We start from the raw sequence: 20,428 nt of genomic DNA, 5'->3' as shown, positions 1-20,428 counted from the left end.
GGAGATTACATGCTTAATAAGCTGTTTTATGGATTTCTTATAATGCTTTTGGCGATCAACTCCGGTTACGCCCAACTGCCTGACTTTACCGAAATGGTGAAGACCAACGGCGATGCCGTGGTGAATATCAGCACCACCCAGAAAGCGACCGATTCGCAAGCCGGGGCCGACCCTCAGCAAATGCCGCAAGACATGCCGCCGGAGATGGAGGAGTTCTTCCGCCATTTCTTCCAGGGGCCGGGCCGAGGCTACACGCCACGGGAAACCAATTCGCTGGGTTCCGGCTTCGTCATCTCCCGCGACGGCTATATCCTGACCAACCATCACGTGGTGAATAATGCATCGGAAATCGTGGTCAAATTAAAAGACCGCCGGGAATTGATCGCCAAATTGATCGGTTCCGACGAAAGTACCGATGTGGCTTTATTGAAAGTCGACGCTAAAGACCTGCCGGTGGTGGAAATCGGCGCACCGGACCAATTGCAAGTCGGCGAATGGGTTTTGGCGATCGGCACCCCGTTCGGTTTCGACCAGTCGGTAACCGCCGGTATCGTCAGTGCCAAGGGCCGCAGCTTGCCGGACGGCAACTATGTGCCTTTCATTCAGACCGACGTGGCGATCAACCCCGGCAACTCGGGCGGCCCGCTGTTCAACATGCAGGGCAAGGTGGTCGGCATCAACTCGCAGATCTATAGCCGCTCAGGCGGTTACATGGGATTGTCGTTTGCGATACCGATAGACGTGGCGATGAACGTGGTCGACCAAATCAAAAGTAAGGGCAAGGTTTCGCGCGGTTGGTTAGGCGTGCAAATTCAAGACGTTACTCGGCAATTGGCGGAGTCGTTTGGCATGGACCGTCCGCACGGCGCGTTGGTATCGAAAGTGATTCCCGGCGGTCCGGCCGAGAAAGCCGGCATCCAGATTGGCGACATCATTGTCGAATTTAACGGCCAAGTCATCGAAACCTCAGGCGAATTGCCGCCGCGGGTAGGCATGACGCCGGTCGATGAAAAAGCTAAAGTCAAAATCATTCGCCAGGGCGACAAGCAAGACATTACGGTAAAAATTGGCTTGTTGCCGGCGCAGCAAAGCATGGCGGCTGCCGGACCGTCGGCGGCTCCGGAGACTGCGGTGAACCGGTTGGGGCTGGCGGTGGCTGATCTGACTGGTGAACAACGCCAACAGTTGCAGGTGGAAAAGAATGGGGTCCTGGTCCAGAAAGTCGGTAAAGGGATTGCCTTGGATGCCGGGATTCAGCCCGGCGATGTGATTTTGCGGATTCAAAACACCGTGGTGCGCGATGCCGCTGAATTCAACAGCATCGTCGCCAAATTACCGGTTGAAAAATCTATTGCGCTTTTGGTACAACGTAACGGCAGTCCGGTGTTCTTGGCTTTCAAAATCGAAAAATGATTGAGGTGACTCAATGCCTGCCGCCAGTAATGTAACTCAATTGATCGGCAACACGCCGTTGGTCAAATTGCAGAAAGTCGTCGAGGAAAACTCGGCGACGGTATTGGTCAAGCTTGAGTCGAGAAATCCCGGTGGCTCTGTAAAGGATCGCATCGGTTTAGCCATGGTGCAGGCGGCGGAAAAAAGTGGTCAACTGCGAGGTGGCGGGATCATTGTCGAACCCACCTCGGGCAATACGGGAATTGCGTTGGCGATGGTGGCTGCAGCCCGCGGTTACCGCTGCATTCTAACAATGCCGGAGACCATGTCGGTCGAGCGGCGCCAGTTGTTGGCGCTTTACGGAGCGGAAATCGTATTGACGCCCGGTGCGGACGGCATGAAAGGCGCAATTGCCAAGGCGCAGGAGATCGTCGCCAACCATCCCGGTGCATTTATGCCGCACCAGTTCGAAAATCCGGCCAATCCTGAGGTACATCGGCAGACCACCGCTCAGGAAATTTGGTCAGCCACCGACGGTCAAGTCGATGCGTTCGTCTGCGGCGTCGGTACCGGCGGCACTATTTCCGGTGTGGCTGATGTTATAAAAAACCGGAATCCGCAATTCAAAGTGATTGCAGTGGAACCGGCCGAGTCGCCGGTCATTTCCGGCGGTAGCCATTCTCCGCACAAGATTCAGGGAATCGGCGCCGGTTTCGTGCCGAAGAATCTGGAAGTCGATTTGCTCGACGCCATCGAACTGGTTAGCACCGAACAAGCTTTTTCGATGCGCAAACGCTTAATCGAAGAAGAAGGCATCATGGTCGGCATTTCCTCCGGAGCCAGCGTTTGCGGCGCAGTCAGGGTGGCGGCGCAAATGGGGCCGGGTAAGACCGTTGTCACTATCGTCCACGACACCGGCGAACGTTATCTCAGCATGAGTTGAACCCGAATTCGGGTTTCACGCTGGTCATTAGAACAATAATTATGAACGACACCAGCAACAAACACCGCCCCGGCGGGCCCGGCTATTTTCTGAATCGGATTCAGACTCTATTCGTCAGCATGCTGCGGATCTGGACGATACCCATCGTTCTGATGTTGAGCGTTTCCTCTGGTTTTACCACCTATTACGGTCTGTCGCATTTCATCACCCCGTGGATCGCGCTGGTGATCACCGTCGCCATTCAATCCATCATCGTGATTTGCTCGCTGGAGATGGCCGGGATTCATTGGACAGCCAACCGGATTCGATATTTCTCGGTGGTGGCGTCGTTGACCGTGGCGATCGCCGCCTCGATCACTTTTTCTTATTTCAAGTTTTACGAAATATCCGAGCGCGAAACTCTACACATCAACCGTCTGAATCAGTTGCGCCAGCAGAGCAAGGACTATCTGGACGCCGTAATCCAGCTCAAGAGCCGAATCTCGCTACAGCAAAAACAGGATTTGGATAAAGCCTCGCTCGACGCCAGCCAAGCCTATTTCGGCACCCATAATCAGATCGGTCCCGGCTACAAGAATCAGGTGGGCGAAGGCCCGTTCTGGCGGCATTACAACCAGATTTACCAGGAAAAAAAGCAGGCGTTGCAACAGCAGGAGCAAACCTTCCGCGAGCTGGACGAGCACATCCGCCAATTACACATAAATTTGAATCAGCTGGATGTGAGCAGCGACGAAGCTACCTACGCCCAATTTTTGAAGCACTACCAGGATATCCAACTGGGCGTGAACCAATTGGCCAGCAGCATGGGCGTGAGTCCGCCGGATGCGCCGTTGCCGATGACCTACAAACAATTCGTCGAGGACGTGAAACCGTCGTTTGCGATGTGGCGCGGATTTTCCTGGTTCGCTTTCGTCTGCGCGGCCATGGTGGATTTTTTTACCGTGCTGCTGTCTTACCGATTGGAGTTCACCGCGCCTGGGCCATTGACGGTGCAGGAGGAAGAATTGGTATTCGAATGCCTGCGCCAGTTCACCGAGTTTCGCATCAACCAGAATGACGAGCTGGAAATGGTGATCGAAAAATCCGATCTGGAAAAGGCCCGGCGCTATTCGGATTGGACCCGGATGTTTGTGGTCGGCCTTCTCCTTAGCCGCGGATTTTTGCGCAAAGTGGACCACCGTACTGTGGAATTCGCGCCCAACCTGTATCCGTTGGTTGCCGAGAAAATGTCGGATAAAATCGCGGCTCTGAAACAAAAGGCGCTCAATGCGCCGCCCGGCCATGAATAGCTCAGTATCCGAACTTGATGCCTGGCTCACCGGCAGCGATCTGCAGGATGATTTAGGTGCCGATGACAGCTACTGGTTGGCCGGCTTCGATGCCGACCGCCAAGTAGTCCTGGTTAAGTTGGGGCCTTATCAAAAGCTGTATTTGCGGCCGAAGCAATTCATCAGGCGCTTTTACCACACGCTTTATCCGCTGCCGGTGGAGTCCTGGCCTTACCGCCGACAGATAACGCTGTTCGAAGGGTTTTGCACGCTGGACTTGGCGCTGGATTTGCGGTTTCAGGCGACATTCGATTACGCACTGAAAAATGCCGAATTGTTGCCGGATATCAACGCCCATATCCGGAATGTCTACGCCGCTATGGTCGAGGATGCCGTCAATCTGGAGTTGCAGACTCTGGCCGACGGCAACTGGGTCAATACCGGTCTGGCCGATGCCGAAAAACGCATCGCCCAACGCATCAACGAATTATTGGCGCAACAGCAGATTCAGTCTTTGGCGGTTTGCAGGTTGAACGCCGGTTTTGCCGAATTTCCCGATGCCCAGTTGGGGCGCGACGCCGTTTACGTTAACGTGCTGAAAAAAACCTTCGAATTGAACCAGACCAAAAATCTGGAGTTGTCGCGACAACAGCGCTTGCTCGAAGAAGAGGAAATTCACGAAAAACGCCAGCAACTGGAACATTTGCGGCGGATGATCGATCTGGAACAACAGATGCAGGCGCTCGAAGCCGAAAAACAGCGGCGTTTGGCTGAAGACAAATTCGAGCAATTGACTCAGCAACTGGCAATCGAAAAACGGCTGCATGCCGAACAACTGCGGCACGATACCGAGTTACAGGAAATGCGCTTCGAAGCCGAACTGCTCAGCCAGGAAAAACGCCAGGTCCGGCAACGTAGTGCCGAGAACCGGCAATTGACCGACCAATTGGCGCACCGGGCGGGATTGCACGAGCAAGAAGTCTTGGCCGAACTTCGTATGCAGCAGCGGGCGCGAACTTTGATGCAGGAACACGATTTGGCAGAGCCAACAGGAGGCGAGCATGGAGAGGCTTAATTCGACGCTATTGATCGTCCTATTCGGCGTATTGAATGCAATGTTGAGTGGTTGTAGTGTTAATTCGACGCTACAGTTCCGTACCGAAATCGATGCTTTGGCCGCGCCCGGCGCAACGATCGGCAACCGTTTTCTGGTATTGCCGGGCAATCCGGGCGGTAACGAGCAGGATTTGCAATTCATCGAATTCAAAGGCTATATCGAAAAGGTACTGGCTAACCGCGGCTTCGTCAAAGCGGCGACAGCTCAGGACAGCGATCTGGTGGTGTTTCTCGGCTACGGCGTCGGCCAGCCGGAAGTGCACCAATACGCTTACGACGTACCGATGTGGAACGATTGGGGCTACTTTTACCCGTACCGAAGATCATTTTATTACCGCGGGTTTTATCCGGGTTTTGCCGGCACCGGATATACCCAACGCATCGACACATACACCACTTTTCGCCGCTATCTGACCTTGGAAGCCTGCGAAACCGGGCCTTATTTGACGCAGCAGCAACGCAAACAACTGTGGAAAACCAGCGTGCAGAGCAGCGGCGCCAGTAACGATTTGCGCTTGGTGTTTCCTTACATGGCTGCCGCGATGCAAGGCTATATTGGCGCCAATACCGGCCATATGGTGACGGTGGATATCGACGAAACCGATCCGTTGGCGCGCAGTTTATTGGGGCCGCTCCCGGCCGCCGCACCGCTGCCGCCGCGGTAAAACACAATAATCACAGTCAGGAGCTCGCCATGAACAGATCGAACCTTTGCCGATACGGATTGGCCGTCGCTATCGGCCTGCTGAGCCAAACCGCATTTGCCGCCAAATACAATTTGGAACCGGGCGATGCGGTGCTGACCAATTGCCGCGACATTTACACCAAAGGCGAAATCAAGGCCAAAGTCGACGACGGCTACACCGTGCATTTTCCGAAGCACAGCGGACCTATCCATTGTCCGCCCTTCCGCTGGCATGCGGAGTTTGTACTACCGTTCCAGTCGGTGCCGGAGTATCGCCTGCAATTTCTGGGCGGCTTGAAACGCGATATTGTGTTCAAGCTCGGCGAACCGGTGACGTTTCGGGTGGAAACCGACAAGCGCGTCGTCAAAAACAGGAATTCGATCGATATCGACGCCCAAATCACCGATATCAGCGGCAACGGTGCGATTGCGGTCAAATTGCTCAGTACCGACCCGGAAGCGGCCGCGACTTTCTGGCAATGGATAGGCGGCAATTACGTCGATTTGCGCCACAAATACTTGGAACCGGAGCGGGCCAAGCGTTCTCGCTAAGGCATCGGTTCGCCTTGCCACCGTTGCAACAGCGCGCGGTGGGCTGCCTTATCGGGTAAGCCGGGACGGGCGCCCAAGCGGGTGCAACATAACCCGCCGGCGGCACTGGCATAACGCAGCAACTCGGGCCAGGCCAAACCGGCCGCCAAACCGGCGGCGAAGGCGCCGTGAAACGCGTCTCCGGCCCCGGTGGTATCGATCGCCGTGACCGGCGGCGCGGCCAAACGGCCTGCTTCCTGACCGGCCCGCCAAACCAGGCCGCGTTCGCCCAGCGTGACGACCACCCAGGGTGCAATTTCCGCCAACCCCGACAGCGCCGCGTCAATGCCTCCGGAATGCTGAAGCGCAAATTTTTCCGAACATACCAAGTAGTCCATTTTGTCCAGCAAGGCTTCGGTGCCGGAATGTAACGATCCGGCATCCAGAACGGTCGGAATCTTTTCGGCGGCGCAACGCTCCAGCAAGCGCGCTGAAATATGCGGCTCGTGGCCGTCGCACAACACCACTTTGGGCCGGATCACCCCGAAGTCCACACTGTCTGCCGGTAGCGCTCGGGTGTCGCCTTTGTAATTAATCAACGCGCGCTTCCCGTCGGGCTTGACCAGTACTGCCGACAATGGCGTCGGCGAGTCGCCGCGGACGATGCAGCGGGTATCGACCCCAAAGCGATGCAATTCGCTTAAATGGCTATCGCCGTAGACATCGTTGCCCAAATAGCCGCTGAATCCTACGCGGTAACCCAGTTTCGCCACCATGACCGCGGCGTTTGCCGCCGGGCCGCCGCCGCAGCCCAGCAAAGCGTCGGCCACCGTTTTTTCGTCGGCTGCGGGATGGTGCGGCACGCTGAACACCAGGTCGTAGCTGGCATGGCCGACGCAAAGTACATCCAAATCAATCAAGTCCGGTTCCATATGCAGGTGCGGTTAGCGTTTAATCCAGGCCTTTGCTGCGGTTTTCCATCCGCCGCAACAATTCGCCGATGATGGCTCGGTACAGTTCTTCGCCCAAATATTTGTCTTCGACGCCACTGTCGATGCTGGGGTTGTCGTTGACTTCGATCACATAGCCCTTGCCGTTGATTTCCTTGACGTCGACGCCGTACAGGCCGTTGCCGATCGGCTGGGTGGCTTTCAAGGCCGCGTCCAGCATCGGCTTCGGTACTTCGAAGGTCGGCAGCGTGGCGAAATTGCCGCTGTCGGTGCGGTTGGTGCCGTGGCGGTAAATCTGCCAATGGTTTTTCACCATGAAATAGCGGCAGGCATACAGCGCTTTGTGGTTGAAAATGCCGATCCGCCAATCGAAATCGGTGTAGAGAAACTCCTGTGCCAGCAATAAAGCCGATTGTTCGAACAATTCGGCGACCTTGGTTTCCAGTTCGGCCCGGTTATTGACTTTGACGATGCCGCGCGAAAACGAGCCGTCCGGGACTTTAATAACGACCGGAAAGCCGGCGATGGCTTCCAGCTTGTCCAGGTGTTCGGTGTTGCCTTTATGCAGAATCCAGGTTTTCGGCGACGGCACTTTATGGGTACGGAATAGATCGGCCAGATAGACCTTGTTGGCGCAGCGCAGAATCGAGGTCGGGTCGTCGATCACCACCAAGCCCTCCGCTTCGGCCTTTTTCGCGAAGCGGTAGGTATGGTGGTCTATTGCTGTGGTTTCGCGGATGAACAGGCCGTCGAACTCGGGCAAGCGGCCGTAGTGGTTGTGGGTGATCAATTCCACGTCGACACCCATTTGCCGGCCCACCGCAATGAACTTCTTCAGCGCGCCGCGGTTGCTGGGCGGCAGGGCTTCCGCCGGATTGATCAAGATCGCCAGATCGAAGCGCGCATTCTTGCGGGCCCGGCTTTTACGCCAGACTTTTTTGCTGAAGCGGTCCAGCGCCTCGGCAAACAGGGTTTGCATCGTGTCGTCCAACTGGCTGGGCGAAACCGCTTTCAAATCGGTGATTTGCCACTGTTGCTCCAGGCTCAGCGTGATTTCCAGAATCGGGCAGGCGAAACGTTCGAACAACAAGCGGGCCAGTTCCTGAAATGCCGGTTCCGGCGTCGTGCCGAAATAACTGTACAACCGGTATTCGCCGGTCTGGTGCTGGTGCTTGAGGGCGCGGGCCAAGGGCTGGTTCAAATCCTCCAGCTGCAGTCGGTACAACGCATTTTTGCCCAGATCGTTGATGATCTTCACCGAGGGAATCACGTGGTGATTACGGGCTTCGGCCAGCAACGAGCAGTAGTAGCCGTCCGACAGATAGCTGTAGCTGCTGCACAGATTGATAACCCGCACCCGTTGGTCGGGGTCGGTCTGTTCCATGGCCAGATAGGTTTCGAAACTGACGACCTGCTCGCTGGGATAATAAGGGTTCCAGTCGGAAAGATTGTCGACGACCAGCAGCGTACTTGCCATGTTGCTCAAACTCGGTGGGTTGGGGAGGCTGAATTTTGAAACCAGACAGGTTTTTAAACAAGGAGTAATATTTCTGCTTTATCCGACCGAGGCTGCTTGCTGCGAAATGTCCTATTCCTATGCCGATATCGATGCCAGCGTTTTTCCTGCCAGTTATGCCGAAGCCAGGCAACAGTGGTTACAACGGGTGGCCGCACTCGATTGCCCGATGCAATTGCAGGCGTTTCCCTGTTCCGGCCTCGGGCCGGACGGCGAAGCGCTGATAACCGATAGCCTCTGGTTGGGCGATGCCGATGCCCCCAACGTCGTGGTGGTATTGGGCGCCACTCACGGTATCGAAGGATTTGTCGGTAGTGCCGGCCAAATCGATTTGCTCGATTCGTTGCGGGCCGGGCGGGTAGTCATGCCACAGACAAGCGCGGTTTTGTTGGTACACGCATTGACACCCTGGGGTTACGCCTGGCTGCGGCGTTGCGACCGGGATGGCGTCGATTTGAACCGGAACGCGGTGGACTTTTCGGCGTCGTTGCCGGAAAACCCGGATTACAAGCGGCTGCGAGAGGCCATATTTCAGCCCGACGCCGAGCAACGCCGCCAGGCCTTCGCCGATTATGCAGCGCAATACGGCCGGGTCGCGTTGGAGCAGGGCATCAGCGGCGGCCAATACACCGATCCGGAAGGCCCGTTCTACGGCGGCCGGGCTCCGGCACATGGCCGCTTGGTGTGCGAAGCATTGATCAGCAAATATGCGCTGCAGCAGCGGCGGTTGGCGGTCATCGACTTGCACAGCGGGCTGGGGCCTTACGGTTACGGCGAAATCATTTGCGACCACGCGCCGGACAGTCCCGGAGCGGCAGTAGCTAAGCGCTGGTATGGCGATTCGGTGACCTTGCCGCTGGCCGGCACCTCGAGTTCGGTGCCGAAGCTGGGCCTGTTGGATTATCTGTGGCACGCGGCGATGACGCCGGAAAGCTGCTATGTCACTTTGGAGTTCGGCACCTTCAGCACCGACCGTTTGTTCGAAACCCTGCTGCGCGATCACCTGATCTGGGCCCAGGGCGGGAACGGCGCCGAGCGGCAGGCGCACGCCCAGCTCATGCTGGCTCACTTTTGCCCGGCGGCAACGGCCTGGAGAGAAATGGTGTTGTTCCGCATCCGCCAAGTGATCGGTCAGGCTTTGCCGGGAGTGTCGGTTTGAATATCGGCTTGCGGCCGGCGCAAAACGCCGATCTGGCGGCCTTGGTCGCTCTGGAAAACGCCAGTTTCAATACCGATAAATTGAGCCGGCGCAGCTTCAAACACTGGTTGGCCAGCGAGCACCGGGCGTTGTTGCTGGCTGAGTACGATGGTCAAGCGGCCGGCTATATCCTGATCATTTACCATCCCGGTACCCGGCTGGCGCGGATTTATTCGTTGGCCGTGGCGCCGCAATTGCGCGGAAACGGTATTGCCAAGGCCTTGATGCAGGCCGGCGAGCAAGCGGCCGAAGCCGACGGCCGCCTGTATTTGCGGCTGGAAGTCAGCGTCGATAATTTGCCGGCAATCGGACTTTACGAGACCTTGGGATACAAAAAATTCGGCTTGTACCGCGACTATTATCAAGATCATAAAGACGCCTTGCGCTACCAAAAGCGCATTCGCCGTTACCACGACCAGCCGCAGCAGCGGCCGGTACACTGGCTGCGGCAAACCACGCCGTTTACTTGCGGACCGGCCTCGTTGATGATGGCGTTGCACGCGTTGAACAAGCAGTATTTGCCGTCGCGGGAAGAGGAAATCGAAATCTGGCGCGAAGCGACGACGATCTTCATGACCTCCGGCCACGGCGGCTGCCATCCGCTGGGTTTGGCGTTGGCCGCAAAACGCCGGCAATTCGCCGTCGAGGTTTGGATCAACCAAAGCGGACCGCTGTTTATCGACAGCGTGCGCAGCGAGGATAAGAAACAGGTGGTCGAATTGGTCGACAACCGCTTCAAACACCTGGCGGCCGAGCAGGGGGTCGCCGTGATTTACGCCAATATCACCCAGAACGATTTGACCGCTGCCTTTGAGGCCGGAGCGATTCCGTTGATTTTGATCAGCACCTTCGCGATGGACCGCAAGAAAACCCCGCATTGGGTGGTCATGAGCGGTTTCGATAAAGACTGCTTGTATATGCACGACCCCGATCCGGAAGAGGGCCGGCAAAGCGAGCTGGACTGCCAATTCATTCCGATCGCGCGTGAGGATTTCGACCGGATGTGCTGTTTCGGCAAGAGCCGTTTGCGTACCGCAGTGATTGTCAAAGCCGGTTTACCCGTGTCAGGCCGCGCCTAACAATTTCGCAGCGCATTCTCTTCCGCCGCGGCAGCGGCTAAAATACGCCACTTTCAGCCAGCGGAACCGAAACCAAAATGCATCCCTCCGATCGAGACGAACAGAAAAAAGTGAAAAACATTGCCGCCATCGTTTACCTGTTGGTGTTGGGGTTTCTGGTCGGCGGTTCTTATCTGCACCAGCAACGCACGGAAACGGCGGCGGCTAGTCCGGAACTTGCGGCGAAACCTCTGCCGCAATAAACCCTGGATCCCGGATATTGCCCGGCGAATTGACATCGCCAGGCAACAACAGTAACTTAGCCGGCTTTCTCAAAAAAGCCGTTCGCAAAATCTGACCAACAAGAGCCGTTAATGGAAGAATTTCACCGCATCAGCCGTCTGCCGCCTTACGTATTCAACATCGTCAACGAACTGAAAGCCAAAGCGCGCGCCGCGGGCGACGATATCATCGACTTCGGTATGGGGAATCCCGACCAACCGACGCCGAAGCACATCCTGGACAAGATGGTGGAAGTGGCGCAACGCGGAGACACCCACCGTTATTCGGTCTCGAAGGGCATTCCGCGCTTACGCAAAGCCATTTGCGGCTGGTATAAAAAGCGTTTCGACGTCGATCTCGACCCCAATACCGAAGCCATCGTCACCATCGGCTCGAAAGAAGGTTTGTCGCATCTGGCATTGGCAACCCTGGGCCCCGGCGATGTGGTATTGGTGCCGAATCCGGCCTATCCGATCCATCCCTACGGTGTGGTGATCGCCGGTGCCGACATTCGCCACGTGCCGCTGACTCCCGGCGTCGATTTCTTCGCCGAATTGCAGAAAGGCATCGACGAATGCTGGCCGAAGCCGAAGATGCTGATTCTGAATTTTCCGGGCAACCCGACCTGCCAATGCGTGGAATTGGACTTTTTCGAAAAAGTCGTCGCCATCTGCAAGGAACATAACATCTGGATCGTGCATGACATCGCCTATGCCGATATTGTGTTCGACGGCTACGTCGCGCCGTCGATCCTGCAGGTGCCGGGCGCCAAGGATATTGCCGTCGAGTTTTTCACCTTATCCAAAAGCTACAACATGCCGGGCTGGCGGATCGGTTTCATGTGCGGCAATCCGACCTTGGTCTCGGCATTGACCCGGATCAAGTCGTATATGGATTACGGCGCATTCACGCCGATCCAGGTGGCGGCGATCACCGCGCTGGAAGGCCCGCAGGATTGCGTGCAGGAAATCTGCGACATGTACAAATCGCGCCGCGACGTGTTGTGCGACGGCTTGAACGCGATGGGCTGGCTGGTCGAAAAACCGAAGGCGACCATGTTTGTCTGGGCCAAAATCCCGGAAGCCTACCGCGAGATGGGCTCGATCGAATTTGCCAAAAAACTGATCATTGATGCCAAAGTCGCGGTATCGCCCGGCATCGGCTTCGGCCAATTCGGCGACGACCATATCCGTTTCAGTCTGATCGAAAACGAGCAACGCACCCGCCAAGCCTTGCGCAGCATCCGTAATATGCTGAAAAAAGACAACGTTGTATAATCGCCCGCCGTTTTGGGTAAACAAAAGGAGTCGGATTTGAAGCCGGTTAGAGTTGGAGTATTGGGGCTGGGCACCGTCGGCGGCGGTACCGTCAACGTGTTGAAACGCAATGCCGAAGAAATCGCCCGCCGTGCCGGCCGCGAAATCGTCGTGACGCGGGCGTCGGCACGTGAGTTGAATCGCGCCCGCATCTGCGACACCCAAGGCATTGCCTTGACCACCGATCCATTCGAAATTGTCAACGACCCGGAGATCGACGTCGTCGTTGAGCTGATTGGCGGTTACGACCTGGCGAAACAGCTGGTGTTGACCGCGATCGCCAACGGCAAACACGTCGTCACCGCCAACAAGGCGCTGATCGCATTGCACGGCAACGAGGTGTTCGCCGAAGCCAGCAAACACGGCGTGATGGTGTTGTTCGAAGCGGCCGTGGCTGGTGGCATACCCATTATCAAGGCCATCCGCGAAGGCTTGGCCGGCAACCGGATCAAATGGCTGGCCGGCATCATCAACGGCACCGGCAATTACATTCTCACCGAAATGCGCGACAAAGGCCGCGATTTCGACGACGTGCTGAAAGAGGCGCAAGCCCTGGGTTACGCCGAAGCCGACCCGACTTTCGACGTCGAAGGCATCGATGCCGGCCACAAGCTGACCATTCTGGCGTCGATCGCGTTCGGCATTCCGCTACAATTCGACAAAGTCTTCACCGAAGGCATTACCAAGATCACCCGGCTCGACGTGGAATATGCCGAGGCCCTGGGCTACCGGATCAAAAACCTGGGTATCGCCCGCAAAACCGACGACGGTATCGAGTTGCGGGTGCATCCGACCTTGATTCCGAAACGGCGCCTGATCGCCAATGTCGACGGCGTCATGAACGCGGTACTGGTTTGCGGTGACGCGGTCGGCCCGACTTTGTATTACGGCGCCGGTGCCGGTGCCGAACCGACCGCCTCAGCGGTGGTCGCCGATCTGGTCGATGTGGTCAGAGCGATGACCAGTGACCCGGAAAACCGGGTGCCGCATCTGGCGTTTCAAGCGGACGCCATCGCCGACATTCCGGTGCTGCCGGCCGACGCGATCAAAACCGCCTATTACCTGCGGTTGACCGCCGAGGACAAACCCGGCGTGTTGGCCGACGTCAGCCGCATTCTGGCGGCGCACCACATCAGCATCGAAGCCCTGATTCAAAAGGAGCCGCCGGCAGGCGAAACCTCGGTACCAATCATCATGCTGACTCAGCAGACGCTGGAACATGAAATGAACGCGGCGATTGCCGACATCGAAGCCCTGGCCACCGTCAGCGGCAAAGTCGCGCGCATTCGCCTGGAAACCTTAGGATAAACAATGGCAAAACCCACACGCTACACCGGCCTGATCGATCGTTACCGCGACCGTTTGCCGGTCTCCGACGATACCCGGATCATTAGTCTTTGCGAAGGCGACACTCCGCTGATCCAACTGCAAAACATCCCGCGCCTGATCGGCAAGGATGTCGATATTTACGTCAAGTTCGAAGGCCTGAACCCGACTGGTTCCTTCAAGGACCGTGGCATGACCATGGCCGTGACCAAAGCGGTGGAAGAGGGCAGCCAAGCCATTATCTGCGCCTCGACCGGCAATACCTCGGCGGCGGCCGCGGCCTATGCCGTGCGCGCCGGCATTCGCGCCTTCGTGCTGATTCCGGAGGGCAAGATTGCGTTGGGCAAATTGGCGCAGACCATGATGTACGGCGCCAAGATCATTCAGATCAAAGGCAACTTCGATGCCGGCATGGCGATAGTCAAGGAAATCGCCGACCATGCGCCGGTGACCATCGTCAATTCGATCAATCCCTATCGGCTGGAAGGTCAAAAAACCGCGGCGTTCGAAATTGTCGACGCCCTGGGCGATGCGCCGGATTTTCACTGCCTACCGGTGGGCAATGCCGGCAACATCACCGCCTACTGGAAGGGTTATAAAGAATATTCTAGCGACAGTGCGACGCACAAAGCCGTGACCAAAAAACGACCGGTGATGTGCGGTTATCAAGCCGCCGGTGCCGCGCCGTTTCTGGCCGGCCACCCGATCGAACACCCCGAGACCGTCGCCACGGCGATACGGATCGGCAATCCGCAATCCTGGGACGGCGCCTGGACCGCACAGAAACAATCCGGCGGCTGGTTTGCCTCTTTCAGCGACGAACAAATCCTGGCGGCGCAAAAAATGCTGTCAGCTTATGAGGGCATCTTCTGCGAACCGGCGTCAGCGACTTCGTTGGCCGGAGCCTTGTTCGACATCGGCAACGGCAATATTCCGGAAGGCAGCACCATCGTCTGCACCCTGACCGGCAATGGCATCAAAGACCCGGATACTGCGATCGCCCAATGCCGGGACGATCAGCCGGTGACGGTCGAAGCCAGTCTGGATGCAGTGAAAAGAGCGATTCTGGATAACATGTGATCCTGGCATTGTTCCCGCAAAAGCCGGCTGCAGCCGGCTTTTTTATTGGCTGATATGTATCTGCAAAGCGTAAAAAAAGTCATCGTTCCCCGCCCGGAGCAGGTGAAAAATCCGCATTTCGGCGAGATGGATCCGGTGTTGCAACGGATTTTCAACAGCCGTGGCATTCAAAATGCCGAACAACTCGACCGCGGCTTGGCGCGTTTGCCCTCGCCGTGGTTGTTGTCCGGCATGAAAGCCATGGCCGAACACTTGCTTGCCGCCTTGGAGCGGCAAAGCAAAATCACTGTCGTGGCAGACTTCGATGCCGACGGCGCCACCAGTTGTGCGTTGGCGCTGAAGGGTTTGGCCTCGTTGGGGGCGGAAAACCTGGATTTCGTGGTCCCCAACCGTTTCGAATACGGTTACGGTTTGACACCGGAAATCGTTGAGCTGGTAAAACGGCAGAGTCCCGATGTCATTCTTACCGTCGATAACGGCATTTCCAGTATCGACGGCGTCAAAGCCGCGAAAGCCGCCGGCTTCACGGTACTGATCACCGACCACCATTTGCCCGGCGCAGAGCTGCCGGCAGCCGACGCCATCGTCAATCCGAATCTGCCCGACGATAAGTTTCCCAGCCGCAATATCGCCGGCGTCGGCGTCATGTTTTATATCCTGATGGCGTTGCGCATTCGTCTGCGGGAAACCCATTGGTTCGAAAAACGCCGAATTGCCGAACCCAATCTGGCCCAACTACTCGATTATGCCGCTTTAGGTACTGTGGCCGACGTGGTGGCGTTGGATCAGGTTAACCGGATTCTGGTGCATCAGGGCCTGTTGCGGATTCGTTCCGGCCAATGCCAGCCCGGCATCAAGGCTTTGGTGGAAGTGGCCGGGAAGTCGCTGTCCGCTATTCACGCCAGCGATTTGGGTTTTGCCGTTGCGCCGCGGCTGAACGCTGCCGGGCGGATGGACGACATGACCTTGGGCATCCAGTGCCTGTTGACCAACGACGCCGGCTTGGCACGGGATATCGCCGAACAATTGCATGTGCTGAACCAGGACCGCAAGGAAGTGGAAGGGCAGATGAAAACCGAAGCCATGGCTTTATTGGCCGAGATGAAGGCTTTGGACGAGCAGCATGTTCCAGCCGGGGTTTGCCTGTTCGACGCCAATTGGCACCAGGGGGTGATTGGGATTCTGGCGGCGCGGATCAAGGACCGCGTGCACCGGCCGGTGATTGCGTTCGCCCCGGCCGAGAACGGCGATATCAAAGGCTCGGCCCGGTCGATTGCCGGCGTGCACGTGCGCGACGTGCTCAGCGACATCGCCGCCAAGCATCCGCAGATTTTGACTAAATTCGGCGGCCACGCGATGGCGGCCGGCTTGACCATAAAGCTGCACGATTATCCCCATTTTGCGCTGGCCTTCGCCGAAACGGTGGCGGGCAAACTGGCAAACGTCGACTTGCAGCAGAAGGTTTATTCCGACGGCGAACTCGACGAACGCCATCTGAGCTTGGAATTCGCCGAAACCCTGCGCCAGGCCGCGGTGTGGGGGCAGGCGTTCCCGGAGCCGGAATTTCATGGCGTGTTCGACGTGATCCAATGCCGTATCGTCGGCCAGCAACACCTGAAATTTGTGCTGCGATTACCGTTCGGCGGGCAACTATTGGATGCGATTGCCTTTTTCGCCGATCATCCGGAAAAATGGCTCGGCTGCCGCAAAATCAACGCGGCGTACAAATTGGACATCAACGAATTTCGCGGTCAACGCAGCCTGCAACTGTTACTGCACTACTTGGAAAAATGGGAGTGAGTTGGCCGATGACTGAAAAAGTTTTGCGCTGGATCGAGACTTACCCGGTTGCCCTAATTCTGACGGCTTTGGCGGTGCGCGCCGGATTTTTGCTGGCAAACGGGCTGGATTTGATCGGCGACGAAGCGTATTACTGGGACTGGTCGCGGCGGCCGGACTGGTGTTACTACAGCAAACCGCCGATGGTGGCCTGGCTGATCGGCCTGTCTACCTGGTTACTGGGCGATTACACCGTTGCGGTGCGAATGCCGACCTTGGTGTTGGGGACGGTATTTCTCTGGTTTTTTTATGCGACGGCACGTGCTTTTTACGGCGGCCGCGGCGGGGCCTTGGCCTTGTTGTTGATTTTGGCGACGCCGATCAATGTGCTGGCTAATTTTTTGATGACGATCGATCCCCCGCTGTACTGCTTTTGGATCATCGCGATTTACCATTTGCGCCGCGCCCTATTCGATGGTCACGCGCGGGCCTGGTTATGGGCCGGCTGCGCCAGCGCAGCGGCTTTGCTCAGCAAACAGGCGGCATTGGCCTTGCCGGCGATGTTGCTGATCTTTCTGGTCACCGATAGCCAGCGCCGCCATCTGCTGAAAAGGGAATTTCTGTTGTATTTATTGCCGATTTTAGTCGCTGCAGTGCCGATCCTGTGGTGGAACCAGCAGCACGATTGGGTCATGTTCGGCCACAGTCGCAGCCACTTCGGCAATCATGAGCCGGTCCCGATTGGCAAGCACGTGCAATGGGCGCGGGATTTTCTGCTGTACCAAATCCTGTTGATATCTCCGGGGATTTTCGTATTGCTGCTGCTGAGCAGCCTGCGGGCCGTGTTCAAGTTCGGCAAACTCGGTGCCGAGCAGCGCTTTCTGCTGCTGATGGGGCCGGCCTTATTATTAGGGGTGTTGCTGTTGAGTTTTCTGCAAAAGGCTCAGGGTAACTGGCCGATGCCGTTCTATTTTACCGGACTGATACTATTGGCCGGCGAACGCGCCGCCGGTTACTGGCAGCGCAGCTTCAAATACGCGCTGGCTTTCGGTTATTTGATGGTGATTACCACCTACGCCTTACCGATTCTGTTGCAGGCGTTCAATCTGCAAAACACGGCGCTGGATCCGACCAAACGCTTCAAAAGCTGGCGGGAACTGGCGATCGATGTCCATTTCGAGCGATTGATTAGTGTGCCGAGTGTTGAGGACACGTTTTTGCTGGCGCTAGGCCACCGTTATCTTGCCAGCGAACTGGCATTTTATCTGCCGGACCATCCCCGGACTTACCGCTTCGAAACCAGCGGCGAGGTCAGTAGCCAATATGAGGTATGGCCAGGACCGGTCGAGTACATCGGCAAAAATGGTTTTGTCATCGCCGAACAAACTCGCGACTCGTTGCCGCCGGTCTTGACGACGGCATTTGAGCGGTTTCGGTTCTTGGCGGAAATAGCGAATCCGGATCGGCCGGGGGCGAAATACTATTTGTACCTCGGCGAAAACTTGAAATTCTGGCCGGACCCGGTCAGCCCTGGATTAACTCACAAGGATGCCCATGTTACATCGGACAATTAGGCGCGCCCGGCGCGAACTGGCGATATTGCTGATACTGGCGGGACTCACCACATTGCCGTTTTGGTTTAGTGATTTGGATCTACGTCTGGCCGGGTTGTTTTACCGGCCCGACAGCGTCGGCGATGTTTGGCCATACCAGCATTGGGGGCTGTGGGAAGTTTTGTACGACTACGCGTTTCCGTTCACGGTATGTGCCGGCACCATTGCGCTGATTGTTTATATCGCCAGCCATTTTCACGCCTATACCCGCAGGTTCCGCTTGCGAGCGTTATATATTCTGTTGGTGATTGCCATCGGTCCCGGATTGGTGGTCAATTTGATCTTCAAAGACCATTGGGGGCGAGCCCGGCCGGTGCATGTCACCCAATTCGGCGGCGAGCATCAATATACGCCGCCGTTGAAATTCGGTCATACCCCGGATAAGTCCTTCGTCTGCGGCCATTGTTCGGTCGGATACAGCTTCTTCGTGCTGTATTTTTTATCGCAAAACCATAAGCTGCTGTATTTTGGATTGACACTGACTTTGGCTTGGACGCTGGGCTTTACCCGAATGACCTCGGGAGGGCATTTCGTTTCCGATATTTTATGGTCGGGTTACTTGGTGTTTCTGGTGGCTTATGCCTTGTACTACGGCTGGTATGTGCGGGTTGCCAAATTGCATCTACGTCCCGAGCGTTGACTGTAGCGCCCTTCGCGGCCAACTTGTTTGCCGGCCGGGCCGATTTAACAGGCTGAGTTTTCAAGGCCGGCTTGATATAATGCGTCGGTTTTAGTTCACCTTAACGAGAGATTTGCATGATTCAAGGTAGTATCGTTGCGCTGATTACCCCGATGATGGAAGACGGTGCGGTGGATGAAGCCAGCTTAAGAAACCTGGTTGAATTTCATATAGAGCAGGGCAGCGACGCACTGGTGGCGGTCGGCACCACCGGCGAATCGGCAACTCTCGACGAAGACGAACACTGCGCGGTAATCAAATTCGTGGTTGATTGCGTAGCCGGCCGGATACCGGTGATCGCCGGTACCGGTGCCAATTGCACCCGCGAAGCGATCCGTTTGACTGAGCGGGCCAGACAAGCCGGAGCGGACGCCTGCTTGCTGGTGACGCCGTATTACAACAAGCCGACTCAGGAAGGTTTGTACCTGCATTACAAGGCTATCGCCGAGGCAGTGGACATCCCGCAAATTCTGTACAACGTGCCCGGCCGCACCGGTTGCGATTTATTGCCGGAAACGGTAGGCAGGCTGGCCAAGATCGACAACATCGTCGGCGTTAAAGAAGCCACCGGCAAACTGGAACGTGTCAAACAAATCCGCGATTTAACCGACGCATCGTTTGCGCTTTACACCGGCGACGATGCCACCAGCTGCGAATTTTGCCTGATCGGCGGTAACGGCAGTATCACCGTGACCGGCAACGTGGCACCCAGGCTGGTGCACCAAATGTTGGCGGCGGCAATGCGGGGCGATAGAGTCGAAGCCGAAGCGATTGACGCCCACCTTACCGGTCTGCACCAGGCTTTATTCATCCAGTCAAATCCAATTCCGGTGAAATGGGCTGTTGCGGAAATGGGTTTGATCGGCAAGGGTATTCGCCTGCCGCTGACCTGGCTCAGCGCGGAATGTTTCGACACCGTGAGAGCTGCGATGCGGCAAGCCGGCGTTTTGCCCTCATGAAATCGACGAATTTTCTACGGTTGGTATTTACCGGCGCCTTGGTCAGCCTTATGCCGGCCTGTAGTTATGTCAAAAGCTGGTTTCCCGACAAAGAACGCGATTACCAATTCACGACCGAAATTCCCGAATTGGTGATCCCGGACGATCTCAAACGCAAAACCCTGGCTGCGCCGCCCGCTGCTGCGGTGGTGGCGAAGGCGGAACCGGTTGCCGCTGCAACCCCGCAACCGGTTCCAACGAAATCGGAAGAGGCGGTTGCCCAGGCTAGGCCGCCGACCGAGTCGGTTCGGCCTGCCGAAACCTCGGTACCTGCGCCGCGTCCGGCAGCCACAGCCAATGTCAGCAGCTTGCAAATCGACCAATCCGCGCAACAAGCCTGGTGGCTGGTAGGCAAGGCCTTGAGCCGACAAAAACTGGAGGTCGTCGAACGCAATGTCGATAAACGCTATTTCTTCGTTAAATACGACCCGAACGCCATCAAGCCGGACGACGGATCGTTTCTGGATGAAATCAATTTCCTGTTCGGCGACGATCCGAGCCGTGAACAGGAATACAGAATAAGCGTCAACGAGTTGGATGCCCAATCGGCCGAAGTCACCGTGCAAGACGAAGCGGGCACCACGCTGTCCAACGACGTCGCCACCTCTTTACTCAGATTAATTACCGACGGTATCAAGCAGGATATGTCGGCGGAACCCACGGAAGCGCCGGCGGAGAAATAGCCGTTTGCGCTAAGT

At 56.7% G+C, this 20,428-nt stretch carries 19 protein-coding genes; 17 read left to right on the top strand and 2 right to left on the bottom strand.

From position 1 onward, the window contains the following. Positions 1-9 precede the first annotated feature (9 nt). From PL263_RS05740 to PL263_RS05715, 6 genes are read left to right on the top strand one after another with little or no spacing between them, the layout of a single operon-like run. Positions 10-1,413 (top strand): DegQ family serine endoprotease, encoded by a 1,404-nt coding sequence (locus tag PL263_RS05740; RefSeq protein WP_278212105.1) that lies wholly within the window; start codon positions 10-12, stop codon positions 1,411-1,413. A gap of 13 nt (positions 1,414-1,426) precedes the next feature. Continuing rightward, on the top strand, positions 1,427-2,335 hold the full coding sequence (cysK, locus tag PL263_RS05735; protein ID WP_278212104.1) for a cysteine synthase A: 909 nt from the start codon (positions 1,427-1,429) through the stop codon (positions 2,333-2,335). A gap of 41 nt (positions 2,336-2,376) precedes the next feature. Then, a complete protein-coding gene (locus PL263_RS05730; RefSeq protein ID WP_278212103.1) occupies positions 2,377-3,624 on the top strand; it encodes a hypothetical protein in 1,248 nt (415 codons plus the stop codon). Then, the gene (locus PL263_RS05725; RefSeq protein ID WP_278212102.1) at positions 3,617-4,678 is read left to right on the top strand and encodes a hypothetical protein; all 1,062 of its coding nucleotides are present in this window, start codon (positions 3,617-3,619) and stop codon (positions 4,676-4,678) included. The genes PL263_RS05730 and PL263_RS05725 overlap by 8 nt, the downstream gene beginning before the upstream one ends. Further along, complete coding sequence (locus tag PL263_RS05720; RefSeq protein WP_278212101.1) at positions 4,665-5,384, top strand: hypothetical protein; 720 nt, start codon at positions 4,665-4,667, stop codon at positions 5,382-5,384. The genes PL263_RS05725 and PL263_RS05720 overlap by 14 nt, the downstream gene beginning before the upstream one ends. 29 nt (positions 5,385-5,413) lie before the next feature. Further along, positions 5,414-5,956: a hypothetical protein gene (locus PL263_RS05715; protein ID WP_278212100.1), complete on the top strand. Its 543-nt coding sequence runs from the start codon at positions 5,414-5,416 to the stop codon at positions 5,954-5,956. Here PL263_RS05715 and PL263_RS05710 read toward each other — a convergent pair. Together PL263_RS05710 and PL263_RS05705 are read right to left on the bottom strand one after the other, a co-directional pair. Beyond that, positions 5,953-6,867, bottom strand: a complete 915-nt coding sequence (locus PL263_RS05710) for a PfkB family carbohydrate kinase (RefSeq protein ID WP_278212099.1) — start codon at positions 6,865-6,867, stop codon at positions 5,953-5,955. The genes PL263_RS05715 and PL263_RS05710 overlap by 4 nt on opposite strands. Before the next feature lie 19 nt (positions 6,868-6,886). Then, positions 6,887-8,362, bottom strand: a complete 1,476-nt coding sequence (locus tag PL263_RS05705; protein ID WP_278212098.1) for a RimK family protein — start codon at positions 8,360-8,362, stop codon at positions 6,887-6,889. Positions 8,363-8,468: 106 nt separating this feature from the next. Here PL263_RS05705 and PL263_RS05700 point away from each other — a divergent pair, with 106 nt between their 5' ends. The 11 genes from PL263_RS05700 (at position 8,469) to bamC (ending at position 20,413) form a co-directional block, all read left to right on the top strand. Continuing rightward, positions 8,469-9,560, top strand: coding sequence for a DUF2817 domain-containing protein (locus PL263_RS05700; RefSeq protein WP_278212097.1), 1,092 nt, complete (start codon positions 8,469-8,471; stop codon positions 9,558-9,560). Next, the gene (locus PL263_RS05695; protein WP_278212096.1) at positions 9,557-10,678 is read left to right on the top strand and encodes a GNAT family N-acetyltransferase/peptidase C39 family protein; all 1,122 of its coding nucleotides are present in this window, start codon (positions 9,557-9,559) and stop codon (positions 10,676-10,678) included. The genes PL263_RS05700 and PL263_RS05695 overlap by 4 nt, the downstream gene beginning before the upstream one ends. A 77-nt stretch (positions 10,679-10,755) precedes the next feature. Then, positions 10,756-10,920 (top strand): hypothetical protein, encoded by a 165-nt coding sequence (locus PL263_RS05690; RefSeq protein WP_278212095.1) that lies wholly within the window; start codon positions 10,756-10,758, stop codon positions 10,918-10,920. Between the two features lie 111 nt (positions 10,921-11,031). Further along, positions 11,032-12,216 (top strand): alanine transaminase, encoded by a 1,185-nt coding sequence (gene alaC / locus PL263_RS05685; RefSeq protein WP_278212094.1) that lies wholly within the window; start codon positions 11,032-11,034, stop codon positions 12,214-12,216. 36 nt (positions 12,217-12,252) lie between these two features. Next, positions 12,253-13,563: a homoserine dehydrogenase gene (locus tag PL263_RS05680; RefSeq protein WP_278212093.1), complete on the top strand. Its 1,311-nt coding sequence runs from the start codon at positions 12,253-12,255 to the stop codon at positions 13,561-13,563. A gap of 3 nt (positions 13,564-13,566) precedes the next feature. Further along, entirely contained in the window at positions 13,567-14,661 is a 1,095-nt protein-coding gene (gene thrC / locus PL263_RS05675; protein WP_278212092.1) for a threonine synthase, read from the top strand. A gap of 54 nt (positions 14,662-14,715) precedes the next feature. After that, positions 14,716-16,461, top strand: a complete 1,746-nt coding sequence (gene recJ / locus PL263_RS05670) for a single-stranded-DNA-specific exonuclease RecJ (protein ID WP_278212851.1) — start codon at positions 14,716-14,718, stop codon at positions 16,459-16,461. A gap of 8 nt (positions 16,462-16,469) precedes the next feature. Next, entirely contained in the window at positions 16,470-18,014 is a 1,545-nt protein-coding gene (locus PL263_RS05665) for a glycosyltransferase family 39 protein (RefSeq protein WP_278212091.1), read from the top strand. Continuing rightward, positions 17,995-18,693 carry a phosphatase PAP2 family protein gene (locus PL263_RS05660; protein WP_278212090.1) on the top strand — a complete coding sequence of 233 codons (699 nt, stop codon included), beginning with the start codon at positions 17,995-17,997 and terminating at the stop codon, positions 18,691-18,693. Before PL263_RS05665 ends, PL263_RS05660 begins: the two co-directional genes overlap by 20 nt. A gap of 116 nt (positions 18,694-18,809) precedes the next feature. Next, positions 18,810-19,691 (top strand): 4-hydroxy-tetrahydrodipicolinate synthase, encoded by an 882-nt coding sequence (dapA, locus tag PL263_RS05655; RefSeq protein ID WP_278212089.1) that lies wholly within the window; start codon positions 18,810-18,812, stop codon positions 19,689-19,691. After that, a complete protein-coding gene (gene bamC, locus PL263_RS05650) occupies positions 19,688-20,413 on the top strand; it encodes an outer membrane protein assembly factor BamC (protein ID WP_278212088.1) in 726 nt (241 codons plus the stop codon). Before dapA ends, bamC begins: the two co-directional genes overlap by 4 nt. Positions 20,414-20,428 lie beyond the last annotated feature (15 nt).

Source organism: Methylomonas sp. EFPC3, assembly GCF_029643245.1.
Taxonomy (GTDB): domain Bacteria; phylum Pseudomonadota; class Gammaproteobacteria; order Methylococcales; family Methylomonadaceae; genus Methylomonas; species Methylomonas koyamae_B.
Note: the sequence above shows the minus strand (reverse complement) of the source record. Positions and strands in the feature narration are given on the sequence as shown.